Raw genomic sequence first — 15,481 nt, 5'->3', positions numbered from 1 at the left:
CGATAGTGACACCCAGGTTGATGGTAGCGTTAAAGTCTATGATATTGCAGGCAATGACTACACTGCCTCAGCCAGTCAAGACTATACAATTGATGTAACACCACCAGAGATGCTTGATGATTCAACCAATAGCGTATCTGAAGAAGGTTTAAAAGGTGGTATCAAAGATTCAATACCAGCAGAAATGGATACCACAAATTCTGCAACTGCAGTCTCAACTTTGAGTAATCAAATTGTTTTCTCAGAAGCCTTGTCTTCAATCTCTGTGTCAAATACGGTGGATGTCATCAGTATGTCCTCAGGGTTGCCGATTGCATCACTTACATCGGGAGGTTTACCAGTCACCTGGAGTCATTTCACACCGACTGACTCGGTAGCCGGACAATACATTCTGATTGGTACAATTGCAACGAGCCCTGTCACTGAAGTTGCGCGGCTTACCATCAATACAGACGGTAGCTATGAATTTGAATTAAAAGCAGCTTTGGATCATCCAGATATCAATCTGGAAGATGTCTTACAGTTGCAATTTGATCTGAATATCACGGATCTGGCCGGCAACTCGGCAAGTGTTCCAACGGCATTGACGATTAATATCGAAGATGACCGACCTGATGTGCACTTCCAAAATGGTAGTATTGCGGGCGGTGCAGTGAATCTACTCGCGACATTTACCGAAACCAACCTTACAGGTTTTGTTGAAACCAACCTTATCAACATTTTTGATCACTATAACTCTGGAACTTCTTCAGATGTGACACAAACCATGATGGTTTGGGCAAAACAAAATAATCTGACCGAAGTTAATTTAACGCTTCTATCAAGTAGCCAATTGGATACATTCCGTGGCTTATTGAGCACTAAAGAAGGAAACTTAATCCTTCAAGAGGTTGCCCACGAATTAGGACTCTCAATTTCTTGGAACGCTACAGGAAACTTGACCTTCCATATCACGGCAGGAACCTCAGCTTTAACCAATCAATCTGCGAATGAGCTACTGGCGACTTTGTATCAGACCATCGGTGGTTTAATGCAAGGAAGTACCAGTACCTTGATGGCAGGTGCAACCTTAACAGCCAGTGATGGTTTGTCTACAGTCACAACGACTTTACCAACTGATCCGGTTACCGGTTTTACGGATAATTTTGGTGCGGTTGAAACCTTTGGTCTAACACTCGCTAACAAAGTTTATGTGCCAGAAAATACCGTGACGGGGACTTCAGGGGATGATGTCTACTTTACGAAAAGCGGTAATGACACCGTTTATGGTAAAGCCGGCAGTGACATCCTTATTGGTGGAACAGGCAATGATGTGATGTATGGGGATGATGAAACCCCAGATGCCCTAACGGATGATAATGATAAATTGTACGGTGGAGATGGGGCAGACACACTCTATGGTGGTAATGGTCAGGACTTGCTGAATGGTGGAGCCGGTAATGATAAATTGTATGGCCAAAACGGCAATGATCTGCTCATTGGTGGCATGAATGATGATTTCTTGACAGGTGGTGCAGGTAATGATGTCTTCCAATGGCGTTATGAAGATACTTTACCAAATATTAACCTGCGGATTGATTTGGCCCCTTCAGCCAAACCTGGAGATGTTATCCGGGTGACTGACGGTTTCACCGTTCAAGAGTACGTAGTTCCGGGTGGTAGTGGCCCTGCTGGTCAGATGAATTCGATTGATGTGATTTTCAACCGGATTCCTTTACCAGGTGAAGTCATCACGATCACAGCAGCCCGGATTAATGTAGATACAGGTCAAACAGAAATCATTCGTACCATGACCCCACCGGGGACAGACAGTGCGATTTATTTGCCAGAGGCTAATAAGACAAATGCGAAATTAACAGTCACAATTCTGGATGATAATGGCCCTAAAGATGGTTATTTGACCCCAAGTGAAATCGCAACCAATACAGCAAACGCCATTGACCTTCGGGTGAATTTTACAACCTTGGGTGATGCGGCAGAAGGGGATGTGATTGAGTTATCTTATACCTATGTCGATGGTATGGTCGTCAAAACGGATATGCTACAAGTCACTCTAAACAGCACCATGTTGTCTAATGGCTATGTCGATATCCCAATGAATTCAACCCAGATTCCACTCCCTACAACGACGTATAACAGTTTCTTTAGTTTCACTGCCGTGCTGAAAGATAGTGCTGCGGTTGATGCAATATACAAATCCGCCCCTGCCAGTATAGGAGCGACATTCACTCCAAGTAATACGGAAAGGGTAACGTCAGATCCTGGTGTCCTTACCCTACTCAGCGATACTAACAATGACGGTATTTTGTCTGACATTACACCACGGGATGTCGTAACAGATTTTGCCGTGGGACTTGGTCCTAACAATCCGGTTGATGTCTTGGATTTACGCGCGCTGTTAATCAATGAGTACTATATTTCGGGTACTTTGGAAAATAACTTGAGCCGTTATATAAGAGTTGAAGCGAAAACTGTCGATCCAGTGACAGGACTGGATTCAACTGCAAATGGTGCTGTACTCTCAACTGTGATCTACGTCAGTTCTACAGGAACCTATGGTTCAGGCACAGAAGTTACCGATCAGGAAATCGTGTTATTCGGCATCGACTTAACCTCTAATAATACAACGCCTGATCAGGTCGTTATTAATAAATTACTAAGTGATGGCAGCCTACTGGTCGATGGTGTCGGCAGTGTAATTTATGTCAGTGGTGACCCAGTATTTGGTGACCTAGTGGATTACGGTGGCGATGGACCGGGATACGTCAAAACGATCAATTACGATGGTTTAACCATTAATTATGACGGTAATGGACATGTGAGCGGTAATGGATTGACTGGTGATGATACTTTATCAGGCAATATTTTAACCATTAATACTGCCGATGGTGATCAGTTGAAAGTGGATATGGTGACTGGCAGATATGTTTATGATGCGGGTAGTCCAGGAATATCAACTTTTGAGTTTACTGCGGTTGACCGTGATGGTGATACAGACTCGGGTTCAGTCAGTTTTGGTTACTTACCTGATCTGAATCAGTCTATTAACTATTCTGCCGGAACGCCTGTAGATGGTGGAGCCGGATTTGATATCCTCACTACTACTGAGAATTTGGATCTGACCTTGGTCAATACCATCCAGAATATTGAACAGATTAATCTGGGTGCTGGTAATCAAACCTTAACCCTCACCGCAGCAGATGTGCTTGAAGTAACCGGTTCTAGTACCTTGTATGTCCTTGGTAATACGGGAGATACAGTGAATTTGAGCAATGCAACACAAGTGGGCCCAACGCTTACAGGGGGGTATGTTGAATATCAAATGACAACTGCCGGAGGCGTGACAACATCCGTGTTCATTGATAATGACATCACCAATGTAACCGGTGTCAGTGTGTTATAACTGGTTTTGACCGTTGAATTGACTTTAATCTTGCACTTTCAAGGCATCCGATACGCGTATCGGGTGCCTTTTAATTTGTAATAATTTAGAAATAAAAAATCTGTTGAGAAATGAAGCAGAGTCAAGAGGTAAAGCTTTCATTTTGAGTTCCTAAACAGGTTCAAATAAACGCTTGAAATTGCCCTTAAGCTGGTTCATATTAATAAAAAAATACAACAAATATATAGCCGGATAAAGGAGAGCATTAGGCATAGAAATTTTAAATTAATTGTAAGTTTTTGATTGAAATTGATTTATTGAATGAACTATATCTCGTTAAATGTAACCAAATAATAAGTACGTAAAACAGTGTTATTAAAGTAATTTGAAAAAGTAATAACTTATTAACTGTAATTTTATTAAATAATAAGACAATGAAGTGAAGCCTATGAAAAAGTGTAATGTGTTTGCCAGATCGATACACTCCAGTCAAAGTATTGCACTTTTAATGGCTTTATTTGTTATTTCGCCTGCTCATGCCGTTGAACTCAAAACCTTATTAAAAATTGCGCTGACGCAAGACCCGTTAATTCTTGAAGCACAAGCCAATCAACAGGCTGCGGTCAGTAAGGTCAAAGAGTCTAAGGCGTTGCATTACCCAACCCTTGCAGTGACCGGCAACCAGATTCTCAACCAGTCACACAACAACCGTTCTAATTATGTTAGTGAAAGTTTCACGCCCGGGGTACGCGGCAGCTTAAACCTCTATTCTTTTGGTGCGATTAGTGCTCAGGTCGAGCGTGATCAAAAGAAATCTGAATATTTCAACCAGAAAATAGATGAGACTGCGGAAGAGTTGGGCTACACCATCGGTACCGAATATTTTAAGGCTTTACGTGCGCGTGAATCTCTGGCCGTACAGGCACGCAGTCTGGAAAGGCACAATAAATTTACCCGTGATATTGGGATTATTGTGCAATATGACCCAGGGCGTCGTTCTGAACTGACACAAGCACGAGCACGTCAGATGCAGGTCGAGCATAGTATTAGCAGCTTGCAACGTGAATTAGGTTTTGCCCTTAGTAACCTCAAAAAATACTCCCCCGAAGTTCTGGATCAAGAGGGATTGATTGATCCTTTTGCCTATATGTCCCCGACTGAAGTGATTGATCGCTATACAGCCAACATTCAGGCGCATCCGTCATTGCAGGCACAACAGGCCGAACTCGACAGTATCCGTTCTGAACTCAAATACCGTAAGGCTAAACGTTATCCAAGTATCAACCTGGAGGGGCAAGTCACCACTGAAGACAGTCAGGTCTATGTCAATATGGCTTGGGATGTACTGAATCAAGGCACCAAATATTCCATCGAGCAGGGTGCACAATCCATTGTCGCAGCGCAGGCGCGTTTGGGGCAGATTCAGCGTGACATTGAAGAACGTGCACGGACGGCTGAAATTGATATGTTCCAAAGTAAACAGAAAATGGACATCAGCAGTCAGCAGATTATCGCATCGCGTGATGTGGTGATTGCCAATGAAAAACAATTCAAGATTGCGCGTAAAACACTGGTAGATGTACTGAACGCCTATAACGAACTGGCCACAGTTGAAATGGCGTATGTCAGTGCACAACACGATTTTCGTATGGCGGCACTGTCTTATTTACGTGCCAAGGCCCAGATTTCTGCATGGGCTCATGATCCGGCAACAACAGCATGGTCACCACAGCCTGTTAGCCGCTAAAGCGGTTGCACATGCTGTGCCTCAGCAAAAAAATAAAAATTGGGTAGAGACATCATGAAATCCATTATTGAACATATTGCACTGGTGACCCAGTTATTGGGGACACCAGTTTCAGTGGTCACCCTGCTGGCACAAGTGACCCATGACCAAAATTTGCAGGTGAACTATCATGCGCTGGGTGAGGTGCTGAAAACCCACGGTTTTGACAATACCTTGGCGCAACGAGACCTGCTGGATATCCCGTCATTGGCCATGCCGGTGGTGATTGTGCTGCATAACGAAGAAGCTGCAGTGGTGACCCGTATCGAAGGTCAGGGCGCTGAACGTTATTATGAAATTCAGCAAACCGATGGCTTAAAGCAACGTTTGTCCCATCAACAGCTCAGCGAACGTTATCTCGGTTACTGCTGGTTTATCAAACCTAAGTTGGCCAGTGATCTGCGTTCTGAATTGCCTGAATATCATTTACCCAAGGCCTGGTTCTGGAAGGTCATCTGGCGGTTTCGTTCATACTATTATCAGGTCATTCTGGCCACCTTTATCATCAACTTTTTGGCCTTGGTCAGTTCACTGTATGTGATGAATGTTTATGATCGCGTCATTCCCAATAAATCCTATGAAACGCTCTGGGTACTCAGTATTGGGGTGATTCTGGCCATTACGTTTGAGTTCATCGCCAAAATGATCCGCGGTCATCTAACAGATCTGGCGGGTAAAAAAGCCGATCTGATTATCAGCTCGGCTATTTTTAGACGGGTGATGAGTCTGGATCTGGCAGAAAAACCAGCTTCCTCCGGTTCCTATGCGAATAACCTGCGCGAGTTTGAATCCGTTCGTGACTTTATGACCAGTGCCAGTCTCTTGGTCTTGGTGGATTTGCCGTTCTTACTGCTGTTTATTACCGTCATCTGGCTGATCGCCGGAAAACTAGCACTGGTTCCGCTGATCCTGATTCCGATTGTGATGTTGGTCGGTTTCCTGGCACAAGGCCCATTGGCACGTTATATCAATGAATCTATGCGTGAAAGTTCACAACGCCAAGGTCTTGCAGTTGAAGCTATTGAAGGGATTGAAACCCTGAAATCCAATAACGCCACCAGTTGGGCACAAGAAAAATGGGATTTTTATACCGCCAAAAATGCAGCGTCAGGCATTAAAACCCGAGACCTCAGTAATTTTGTGGTGAATTTCTCGGTGGGTATGCAACAGCTCAACACCGTTATTCTGGTGATCGTCGGTACTTATCTGATTCACAGTCCAGATGCTAACAGTAAAATCACCATGGGGGCATTGATTGCCGCGGTGATCTTGTCGGGGCGGGCCTTAGCACCATTGGCACAGATTGCGAGTCTGGCCATCCGTTTCCAGCAAGCCAAAGTCGGGATGCAGGGGTTGCAGAGCATTATTGATCGTAAAATTGAACGCCATCCTGATCGTCAATACATCAGTTTGGACCGTGTCGAGGGTGAACTGAAGTTTCAGAACGTCAGTTTTAAATATCAGCCTGATACACCAGAAGTACTACAAGCGTTGAATTTACAAATTAAACCGGGTGAAAAAGTCGGCATCCTCGGCAAAATCGGCAGTGGTAAAACTACCACACTAAAACTGGCAAGCGGTTTATTTGAACCGAGCCAAGGCAATGTCACCCTCGATGGGGTGGACTTGCGGCAACTGGATCCGAATTACCTACGCAATCAGGTGGCCATGCTGGGACAAGCTCCACGTCTGTTCCTGGGGAGCCTGCGTGAAAATCTGGATCTGGCACGTCAGGATGGTTTTTCTACCGATCAGGATTTACTGAACGCATTAAAACGCTTTGGACTGGAAAGCATTATCCAGAACCATCCAAGAGGGCTGGATATGCCTTTGGGTGAAGATGGTTTGGGGCTGTCCGGTGGGCAAAAACAGATCATAGCCTTAGCCCGTTTAACCTTAAGAAATCCGCGGGTGGTGTTGCTGGATGAACCGACCACAGGTCTGGATCAGTTGACGGAGAAACGTGCACTAAGCGCTTTGCATCAGTGGTGTAAAAATAAAACCCTGCTGGTAGTGACGCATCGTACTCAGGTGCTGAGTATTGTGAGCCGGATTATTGTGATTGATCAAGGCAAAATTGTCATGGATGGTCCACGTGATTTGGTCCTGCAACAACTGGCACAAAATGAGCAGGCCGAACAACAGCGTGCACAACATGCAGCCAAAACCGCAAACCCTCCCCAGAGCGGCAGACGCACTGTAGTGGTGAAGCCGGAAGGTGTGACCGTTGAGCCCGCAGACGCTGCAGAAGCAACAGTGATGAATATGCCGCATCAGGCTTAAAAAATTCTCAGTGTTTGCAGACAGGTATAACGAACAGATTGTGAGTGTGAACTATGAAGGATGATCAAACCCCGCCAGTGGAACAGATTCAGTCCAAAGACCTTAAACTGGTTAATGATCTGAACGCGGCTTTACAAAAAGAGAAGCACACCGGGCTATTCTGGGTCGTCAGTTTGCTGTTTGTCTTCCTGATTGTTTTTGTGATCTGGGCATACAACAGTACGGTTGAGGAAGTCACCCGAGGACAGGGTAGTGTCATTCCGACCAGCCGTGAACAGATCCTGCAAAGTCTGGATCCGGGAACCATCAAAGAAATGCTGGTCAAAGAAGGTGATGTGGTTGAAAAAGGCCAGATCTTACTGCGTCTGGATGATACCCGGAGTTCCGCGGTTCTACGTGAAAGTGAAGCAAAAGTTGCCAATCTGGAAGCAATGGCTGCACGCTTGCGTGCAGAATCTTATGGCACAGCCATTCAATTTCCTGCAGGGATTAGTGCCGACTTACAACGTCGTGAACGTGCTGCTTATGCCGCCCGTCGTCGTGCAGTTGATGATGCGGTGTCTGGCTTGGCTCGAAGCAAAGCGATGCTCGACCGGGAAATAGGCATTACCGCCCCGATGGTAGCGGAAGGTGTGATGTCAGAAGTGGAACTCCTGCGCATGCGCCGACAATCCTCAGATCTTGCCCTGCAGATCAATGAAAAACGCAATCAGTATTCGGCAGATGCCAATAATGAGCTGGTACGAATTGAATCGGAACTGGCACAAGCCAAAGAAAATATGGCCATGCGTGCTGATCCCGTCGACCGCAGTTTAATTCGGGCACCACTACGAGGCATTGTCAAAAATATCAAGATTAATACCGTCGGTGGCGTCGTTCAGGCAGGACAGGACATCATGGAAATTGTTCCATTGAATGACAAACTTCTGGTCGAAGCCTATATCCGTCCACAAGATGTTGCCTTTGTGCGTCCAGGTTTACCGGCAATTGTAAAGATCAGCGCTTATGACTATGCCTTATATGGCGGGCTTGAAGGAAAAGTTACACTCATCAGTCCAGATACCTTACGTGATAAGGCTCGACCAAGTGAACTGAATCTGAATCCAGACGAAGCCTATTATCGGATTTTGGTGGAAACCAGTAAAAATTCACTAACCGATAAGAATGGTAAAACCATGCCGATTATTCCGGGCATGATTGCCAGTGTTGATGTGAAGACTGGAGAAAAAACTATCTTCCAATATCTGATCAAGCCGATTACCCGGATGAAGCAGGCATTGCAGGAGCGCTAATCCTTGTATACGTTAATCCCCACTATCAAAAGTGGGGAATTTTTAGCTAGCCATAAACGTAAAAGAGCAATCTGAAATTGTTTCCCTGTCACGAAGAAAACGAAAATGTAGATAGCTCAGAGCAATTAATAAATGAATATAAATCGTTGACTGTGAAAAAAGAACATAACTGGATAAGAAAAGAATAAATAGAAACTAATTTTTTATTATATGGCTGAAATTAAAAGCTAAAAATAGAGCTTGTGGTAGCTGGTGATACTCGTTATAAGTCACAGGCTCTTTGATTTTCGTGGTGAAAATATTGGTATATGAATTAAAGTACGTCAATGGTGTACTTTAATTCCGGCAGTTTTAACACAAAAAAACGAGAGCATTAAGCTCTCATTAATTATCTCTTTGATTTAACTAAAAGATCCCTAAGAAATTAGGTGTGATCGGTATACCGAATACAATTACGACCCTCAACCTTAGCACGATATAAATTATTATCTGCTTCCTTGAAGACGTGTTTAATATCTGCTGACGTATCGGAAGACCAGAATGAAAGACCAATAGAAACCGTGATTGGTCCTATACCATTCACCAGTGTCGTGGCCAGTTTTTGCTGTAAACGTTCTGCACTTAAATAAGCTTGCTGTATATCTATTCTCGGGGTGATCACAATAAATTCTTCACCGCCAATACGACAGCAAATATCATCCTCACGGAAGTTTTCCTTGATCATTTGTGCCATCTTTTGCAAAACCAGATCACCTTGATCATGGCCATAGTGATCATTAATTTTCTTGAAAAAGTCGATATCAATTGCGATCACCGAGAATCGGATTTTCTGCTTCAGCAATTCATTAATCAACAGATTCATACCACGTCGATTATATAGCCCGGTTAAAGGGTCTGTATTAACGTGAAAATTGAGTTCAGTCACTTTTTCATTGAAATTTTTGGTACTTAGCAACAGGGACAGTTTAAATTTGTAGACTTCGTAATACCATGGATTCACCTGTTCAATTTGAGCAATCGCATCTGGACTATTCAGATTACCTGCTGTTTTTGCCAGGCTATGTAAAGGTGTAGAAATAAAACGAGATAATCGCCAAACTATAAAGAAAACAAAAATATAGAAGAAGAAAATACCAATGCCAACCTTATACAGAATAGAGCTGGCTTGAGCCAATAAAGACTCGGTTGGCTGTTGAGAAACCACGATCCAGTTAGTGGAAGGAACGCGTGCGAAACCCGCCAGATTATCAATTCCTCGGCTGTTAATCAGACGAATTTTTCCGTAATTTGCCTGATTCATAAAAGCTAACCCCGTGTTATTAAGTTGACAAAAATAACTAAACATGCGAAAAGACATTTTTGGTTAAACGATGTTTGCACATGCCACGGATTGTTACCGTCCCACTCAGCTTAGAACAGCGTGCACAACTAATTCTCCTGACCAAGCATGCAGCACATTGGCGTGAAAGACAACGTGCCCAAACCATTCTCTGGCTTTCCGAAGGTAAAACTGTTGCCGAAGTTGCTGCGTTACAAGAGCGTATCCCAGAAACCATAAGGCTACAACGCCGACATTGGGAGCTACATCAGTTTGAATCGATTCAAGAAGGTCATCGCTCAGGCCGTCCCAATACACTGACATCAAACTATCAGGCTCAAATCTTAGAGTGGGTCAACACAAGCCCACTCAATGCAGAACAAATCCGAGTCAAACTGCATGAAAAACACGGTGTGTCCGTGTCTGTTGAAACTATTCGCAAGTTTTTGCGAGATTCAGGCATGGTCTTCAAACGCACCCGCCACAGCTTGAAAAAAAAGAGACCCGACCGCATTTGGACAAGCGCAACAGCAAATTGAAGCATTACGTGAGCAAGCGGCACGTGGTGAAATTGTATTGGGCTATGTCGACGTAACAGGATTTTCGGCTACGCCAGATAACCGTTATGCATGGACAAAGATAGGCGATGTTCATGCGGTTGATGCTGTAAGACTAAAGCGAGTTAATGTGATGGGTTGTCTCCTGTCAACGGGTCATCTGATCACCAGTTGCCTACAGGAGTCCGTTAACAGTCGCTGGTTTTATGCCTATTTGATGGGTGTAGCAGCACAGGTGAAACGCAGCTATCAAGTTCCTTTGGTGTTGATTGTTGACAATGCCTCGATTCATCGCAGCAAACAGATGGTAGATTGGCGCAAGCTTCTTGTACAAGAGTATTCAACGACTTTGTATTTTCTACCTGCGTATAGTCCTGAGCTGAATAGAATTGAGATGGTTTGGAAGCAGATGAAGTATAACTGGCGGGATTTTAAGGTAATGAAGGCAGATCAAATAGAGCGTTGGGTTGGGCAGATTTCAAAGGGTTTTGGTAATGAATACATGTTTACTTTTTAGTTGATACTTAACTACGGTCTCTCCAATTCTTTCTCGTTCAGGATGAAAGATAATTTTATTATTATTATCCATAACATACATATAACCATCTTTATAAGTATATTTAATTGTGAGTAGCTCACTGATAATATTATTCTTTTTTAAATAAATAGAACCACTAACAAAACCAAGATACTTCTTATTCTGATCATAGATCGGTTGTGTGATGACAACAATTAGGTTCTTTGCAGCAGAATAATAGGGTGGAGAAATATAGGTTTTTTGGGCCTTTAAGGATTCTTTTACCCCTGGAGTGTGCAAGACCATATTCTTTTTAAGAGTCAGGCTTGGGGGTGCGACTTCTTTAATTTTTCCTTGATGATCAAAAACTAAAACACTGTTAAATTGTGATGACTGATTTTTCAGACGTGCAACTTCAGCTTGCAAAACAGCCTGATTATCGAAATTCTTTCCTAAAATGTTGGCACTATAGGCGAGCTGATCCAGCATAATCCTAAACTGCTGATCAGCATTAATTGAGATTTTATGGGCGTAATCAAAGTTAATCGATAAAGAATTCTCTATGAGTTGTTTTTTCTGAATGTAGTAACTCACAGCCAGGGAGATCAGGAATAAGCTAGCAACACTGAATATAACGAGATATAAAATTAAGGTTCTAAGATTAATCTTTAACGAGTCATTGTATTGACGGTGAAAAGCATGAATAAAATATTTGACCTTAGGCATATTGTTGTCTATTCCGCGCCCCGATAAAAAGAAAAATTAGACTTTATTGCTAAACAAGCATAAGTCATTCAAATCATTGTGTTTCGTTTCTCATATTACAATATAAGTGCGCTTTGTATAGGATTATTTACCGCTTCAGGGTAATCCCTCGCTAAAAATAATAGGATCTAAAAACAGTAGAATTTTTTCTTAAGCTATAAAACTCTGTGCGGATAAGACAGAGCAGTATTAATGGTCTGGAAAAACTGATCATGCTCTAAGATCCAGTGGGGCAGAATTTGTCCTTGAGTTCTGAGTTACTGCATTAAGCAACTGAAGTTATACATGGAGTATACAAAAAGCTTGAAAATTAGATTGGAGTGGAATATGGAAGTTTTTATTATATTGTTGAAATTAAAAGCTAAAAAATGCTCCGAAGATGCCGCTGCATGTCGTTACCCTTGAACCCTAAAGTTCAAGGTGGAGGCGACGCATACTTGCTGGGTTTCCTACTCGGGGTAGGCATACGCTCTAAATATGCAGAACGCCATCCTAAAGTGATGATATCGGCTCAGGGGAATCAGACCCGCTGGCGAACATCTCAGAGACAACTTTAGTATAACCCATCTTGCTACGATGGCAATGCTCTCGCGGCTGGATATGTAAACTTAGGTGACAACTGTTGCTGCTTTAAACAGAATGATTCAATTCATTCAAACCAAGCTCTCTACATCTTTTAAAATCGCGTCGAGAAGGCGTTCACAGTGTGCATATTCCTGTAGCGATTTATTGAGACTCAAAACTTCCTGCATCAATTCAAGTGCGACCATAATGACCAGTTTGTTATGCTCAACACGTGGAGCTTTACGGCGGAATTCATGAAATTTTTCATTTAACAGGGCAGCAGCACGCTCTAGATCTGCCTGTTCATCGGCAGTTGTTGCAACACGGAAAATCTGTTCAATCAGGCGTAGTTCAACGGTGACTTGTTCACTCATGATTCAACCTCTTCATTAACTTCTGTCGGGTGAGCAAGTTGCTGAATTTCTTGCGCGTTCTGATCCTGTGTGGTGCCAAGAATCGCCAAACGTTGGATAATCGCTTCTACTTTCGCACGTGCATGTTCATTTTTAAGTCGCAAACGTTCCCGATCCTGTTGCAGCTCCTGAATTTCCTGTTGGCTACGTCGTTGTTCATTTTGCAACTTTTCTTTTACAACGCGCAGTTCATTACGTTCAGCCAAAATTTCCTGAAAACGGTTTTTTAAGTCGGTACTGCTTTTTTCAAGACGGCCATAACGTTCAGCCAAAGCGGTAGCATCTTGGTTGAGCTGTTGATACTGGCTTTGTAAAGCTGACAGTTGCTCGGTCAGATTATCAATTTCTTCTTGTTTCTGGGTGATCAGACCATTCTTATGCACCACTTGCGCATGATGCTGTTCATCTGCCTGCGCTTTGTCGTGAATCAAAGCCTGATTTTCACTTTGGTAATCCGCTAAACGCGTTTTTAAAACGCCAATATGCGCTTGTAGACGCTGTAATTCTTCTAACATAACGTGGTCGCACAGTGTTGCAAACAAAGGTAATATATACGCAGTATAGAGATTGGATAAGCGAATGCAAGACGATATTTCAGGTTGGTCAGAATGGCACCGCAATTTTGTAGGCATTGAAGAAATTTCAAGCCCGAGTGAGTTACACGGGCTGTTGACCGGTATAGTTTGTGTTACACAGGCACCAAGTCGTGAAGAGTGGATCCAGATTTTATCCACCCTCAATGTGCCGGAATTACAAGATGATGCCCTGGTGATTTTGACGGATGAAGCTGATGATGTAGCGCATGCCTTGACAGAGGATGAACTGGACTATTTACCACTCTTACCTGATGACGATCACGTTTTGGCAGATCGTGTACAAGCCCTTGCAGATTGGTGTGCGGGTGTTGTGTTAGGTTTTGGTTTGGCATCGGGACATATCCGTGCTGATGAAATGGAACTGATTGAACATTTGCAAGACGTGGCGGCCGTCGAGTTTGAAGATTCAGACGATGATGAGGAAGGTGAAATTAGCTATCAGGAACTGTATGAATTCGTACGCTTGATTCCTGTGAGTCTATCGATTGGACGCAAGAAAATCAGTGTTGCTGAAAGTTCCTTGTTGCAAAACTTCCATGCGAAAGCAAAAAAGGGCCAAACAGCCTCTGAAAGCAATAGCGTTGTCGAAATGTTTACCCCGCACCGTCCGAGTTAATCGGACGCGTTGCGTCAAATTTTTCTTTATCACCTTGCCGATTAAAAATAAGAGCCATCATGAAATTGACACAGACCGATTTTCGCCTCCGCCGAGACCGCCTTGCAGCCAAGATTGGGCCACAAAGTATCGCCATCATTGCGACCAGTCCGGTTGCGTACCGGAATCGTGATGCTGATTATAAATTTCGTGCTGATAGTAGCTTTTATTACCTGACGGGATTTGCTGAGCCGGAAGCGGTGGCGGTCATTGAAACGTTTGAGTCGGGTGAGGATTATTGCTATAGCCTGTTCTGTCGTGAACGCAACCGTGAAATGGAAATCTGGAATGGCTATCGTGCGGGGATTGATGGTGCAATCCAGGATTATGAGGCGGATGAAGCTTATGCGATCGATCTGCTGGATGAAGAAATACTGGAAAAACTGCTCGACAAACAGCACTTGTATTATCGTATTGGACATCAGGCCGATTTTGATGCACGTGTGAGCCAGTGGATTAAGCAGGCTGATAGCCAGCAGCGCCGGGGGCATGGTTCGCCGGCTCAGGTCATACAGCTGGATCGGCTTCTGGATGAGATGCGTCTGATCAAGTCTGCTGAGGAAATTGAATTGATGCAGATCGCATCAAATATTAGTGCACAAGCACATACCCGTGCGATGCAACGGGTACGTCCAGGCATGATGGAATATGCACTAGAAGCGGAACTGAATTATATTTTCGGTCAAAACGGCTGTGTACCTTCTTATAACAGTATTGTCGGTGGCGGGGCGAATGCCTGCATTCTGCATTATGTGGAAAACAATCAAATGCTGAAAAGCGGTGATCTGGTCTTGATCGATGCTGCTTGTGAATATGAATGTTATGCGTCGGATATTACGCGAACGTTCCCGGTCAATGGCAAATTCAGTCCAGAACAAAAAGCACTTTATGAGATTGTCCTACAGGCACAGTTAGCCGCGATTGATGCTGTACGGATTGGTCATTCTTACCGTGAGCCACATGAGGTTGCCGTAAAAATTCTCACGGAAGGTCTGCTGGATTTAGGCTTATTGCAGGGTGAGCTGAATGAACTGATTGAAACTGAAACCTACCGTCAGTTCTATATGCATGGGACGGGACACTGGCTCGGGATGGATGTCCATGATGTCGGGTCATATAAGGAAGAAGGTGAATGGCGTCCTTATCAAGAGGGCATGGTGGTCACGGTAGAACCTGGCCTGTATATCGCTCCAGATGATGAAACTGTGGAAGAGAAATGGCGTGGCATTGGCATCCGAATCGAAGATGATGTCGTTGCTACAGCGGATGGACCTCGTATTTTAACAGCAGGTGTTGTAAAAACAGTCGCAGACATTGAACAGTTAATGGCTCAAGCCCAAGCATAATGGGTAG

The 15,481-nt window shown here is 43.7% G+C and carries 11 protein-coding genes, 1 other RNA gene and 1 pseudogene; 8 read left to right on the top strand and 5 right to left on the bottom strand.

The genetic code is table 11. The features are described 5' to 3' along the window. The 4 genes and pseudogenes from PAE54_RS08900 to PAE54_RS08885 form a co-directional block, all read left to right on the top strand. Positions 1–3,403: pseudogene (locus tag PAE54_RS08900) on the top strand (hypothetical protein); the annotation flags it as partial. A gap of 487 nt (positions 3,404–3,890) precedes the next feature. After that, complete coding sequence (locus PAE54_RS08895) at positions 3,891–5,129, top strand: TolC family protein (protein ID WP_326519163.1); 1,239 nt, start codon at positions 3,891–3,893, stop codon at positions 5,127–5,129. A gap of 54 nt (positions 5,130–5,183) precedes the next feature. Next, positions 5,184–7,451 (top strand): type I secretion system permease/ATPase, encoded by a 2,268-nt coding sequence (locus tag PAE54_RS08890; RefSeq protein WP_326519162.1) that lies wholly within the window; start codon positions 5,184–5,186, stop codon positions 7,449–7,451. A gap of 53 nt (positions 7,452–7,504) precedes the next feature. After that, positions 7,505–8,743, top strand: coding sequence for an HlyD family type I secretion periplasmic adaptor subunit (locus PAE54_RS08885; RefSeq protein WP_273778755.1), 1,239 nt, complete (start codon positions 7,505–7,507; stop codon positions 8,741–8,743). A gap of 424 nt (positions 8,744–9,167) precedes the next feature. Here the strand turns inward: PAE54_RS08885 and PAE54_RS08880 are convergent, their stop codons facing one another. Beyond that, positions 9,168–10,043 carry a diguanylate cyclase gene (locus tag PAE54_RS08880; RefSeq protein WP_326519161.1) on the bottom strand — a complete coding sequence of 292 codons (876 nt, stop codon included), beginning with the start codon at positions 10,041–10,043 and terminating at the stop codon, positions 9,168–9,170. Between the two features lie 80 nt (positions 10,044–10,123). Here PAE54_RS08880 and PAE54_RS08875 point away from each other — a divergent pair, with 80 nt between their 5' ends. Together PAE54_RS08875 and PAE54_RS08870 are read left to right on the top strand one after the other, a co-directional pair. Continuing rightward, complete coding sequence (locus PAE54_RS08875; protein ID WP_005262470.1) at positions 10,124–10,600, top strand: helix-turn-helix domain-containing protein; 477 nt, start codon at positions 10,124–10,126, stop codon at positions 10,598–10,600. After that, positions 10,596–11,135, top strand: coding sequence for an IS630 family transposase (locus PAE54_RS08870; protein ID WP_326519167.1), 540 nt, complete (start codon positions 10,596–10,598; stop codon positions 11,133–11,135). Before PAE54_RS08875 ends, PAE54_RS08870 begins: the two co-directional genes overlap by 5 nt. Here PAE54_RS08870 and PAE54_RS08865 read toward each other — a convergent pair. From PAE54_RS08865 to PAE54_RS08850, 4 genes are all read right to left on the bottom strand, one after another. After that, a complete protein-coding gene (locus PAE54_RS08865; RefSeq protein ID WP_326519160.1) occupies positions 11,097–11,861 on the bottom strand; it encodes a cache domain-containing protein in 765 nt (254 codons plus the stop codon). The genes PAE54_RS08870 and PAE54_RS08865 overlap by 39 nt on opposite strands. A 405-nt stretch (positions 11,862–12,266) precedes the next feature. Then, positions 12,267–12,451, bottom strand: a non-coding RNA gene (ssrS, locus tag PAE54_RS08860) — 6S RNA. A 102-nt stretch (positions 12,452–12,553) separates the two neighbouring features. Continuing rightward, on the bottom strand, positions 12,554–12,838 hold the full coding sequence (locus PAE54_RS08855) for a cell division protein ZapA (RefSeq protein ID WP_326519159.1): 285 nt from the start codon (positions 12,836–12,838) through the stop codon (positions 12,554–12,556). Next, entirely contained in the window at positions 12,835–13,392 is a 558-nt protein-coding gene (locus PAE54_RS08850; RefSeq protein ID WP_326519158.1) for a hypothetical protein, read from the bottom strand. The genes PAE54_RS08855 and PAE54_RS08850 overlap by 4 nt, the downstream gene beginning before the upstream one ends. Positions 13,393–13,456: 64 nt before the next feature. Here PAE54_RS08850 and PAE54_RS08845 point away from each other — a divergent pair, with 64 nt between their 5' ends. Beyond that, positions 13,457–14,089, top strand: coding sequence for a UPF0149 family protein (locus tag PAE54_RS08845; protein WP_273778762.1), 633 nt, complete (start codon positions 13,457–13,459; stop codon positions 14,087–14,089). 59 nt (positions 14,090–14,148) lie between these two features. Continuing rightward, entirely contained in the window at positions 14,149–15,474 is a 1,326-nt protein-coding gene (gene pepP / locus PAE54_RS08840) for a Xaa-Pro aminopeptidase (RefSeq protein ID WP_326519157.1), read from the top strand. Positions 15,475–15,481 lie beyond the last annotated feature (7 nt).

The sequence above is a fragment of the Acinetobacter minutum genome, assembly GCF_035916735.1.
Lineage (GTDB): Bacteria > Pseudomonadota > Gammaproteobacteria > Pseudomonadales > Moraxellaceae > Acinetobacter.
Note: the sequence above shows the minus strand (reverse complement) of the source record. Positions and strands in the feature narration are given on the sequence as shown.

Excerpts from the sequence above, each read along its gene's own strand:
- PAE54_RS08895 (WP_326519163.1), top strand. The coding sequence starts at position 3,891 with ATGGCTTTATTTGTTATTTCGCCTGCTCATGCCGTTGAACTCAAAACC.
- PAE54_RS08890 (WP_326519162.1), top strand. The coding sequence starts at position 5,184 with ATGAAATCCATTATTGAACATATTGCACTGGTGACCCAGTTATTGGGG.
- PAE54_RS08885 (WP_273778755.1), top strand. The coding sequence starts at position 7,505 with ATGAAGGATGATCAAACCCCGCCAGTGGAACAGATTCAGTCCAAAGAC.
- PAE54_RS08880 (WP_326519161.1), bottom strand. The coding sequence starts at position 10,043 with ATGAATCAGGCAAATTACGGAAAAATTCGTCTGATTAACAGCCGAGGA.
- PAE54_RS08875 (WP_005262470.1), top strand. The coding sequence starts at position 10,124 with ATGCCACGGATTGTTACCGTCCCACTCAGCTTAGAACAGCGTGCACAA.
- PAE54_RS08865 (WP_326519160.1), bottom strand. The coding sequence starts at position 11,861 with ATGCCTAAGGTCAAATATTTTATTCATGCTTTTCACCGTCAATACAAT.
- PAE54_RS08855 (WP_326519159.1), bottom strand. The coding sequence starts at position 12,838 with ATGAGTGAACAAGTCACCGTTGAACTACGCCTGATTGAACAGATTTTC.
- PAE54_RS08850 (WP_326519158.1), bottom strand. The coding sequence starts at position 13,392 with ATGTTAGAAGAATTACAGCGTCTACAAGCGCATATTGGCGTTTTAAAA.
- PAE54_RS08845 (WP_273778762.1), top strand. The coding sequence starts at position 13,457 with ATGCAAGACGATATTTCAGGTTGGTCAGAATGGCACCGCAATTTTGTA.
- pepP (WP_326519157.1), top strand. The coding sequence starts at position 14,149 with ATGAAATTGACACAGACCGATTTTCGCCTCCGCCGAGACCGCCTTGCA.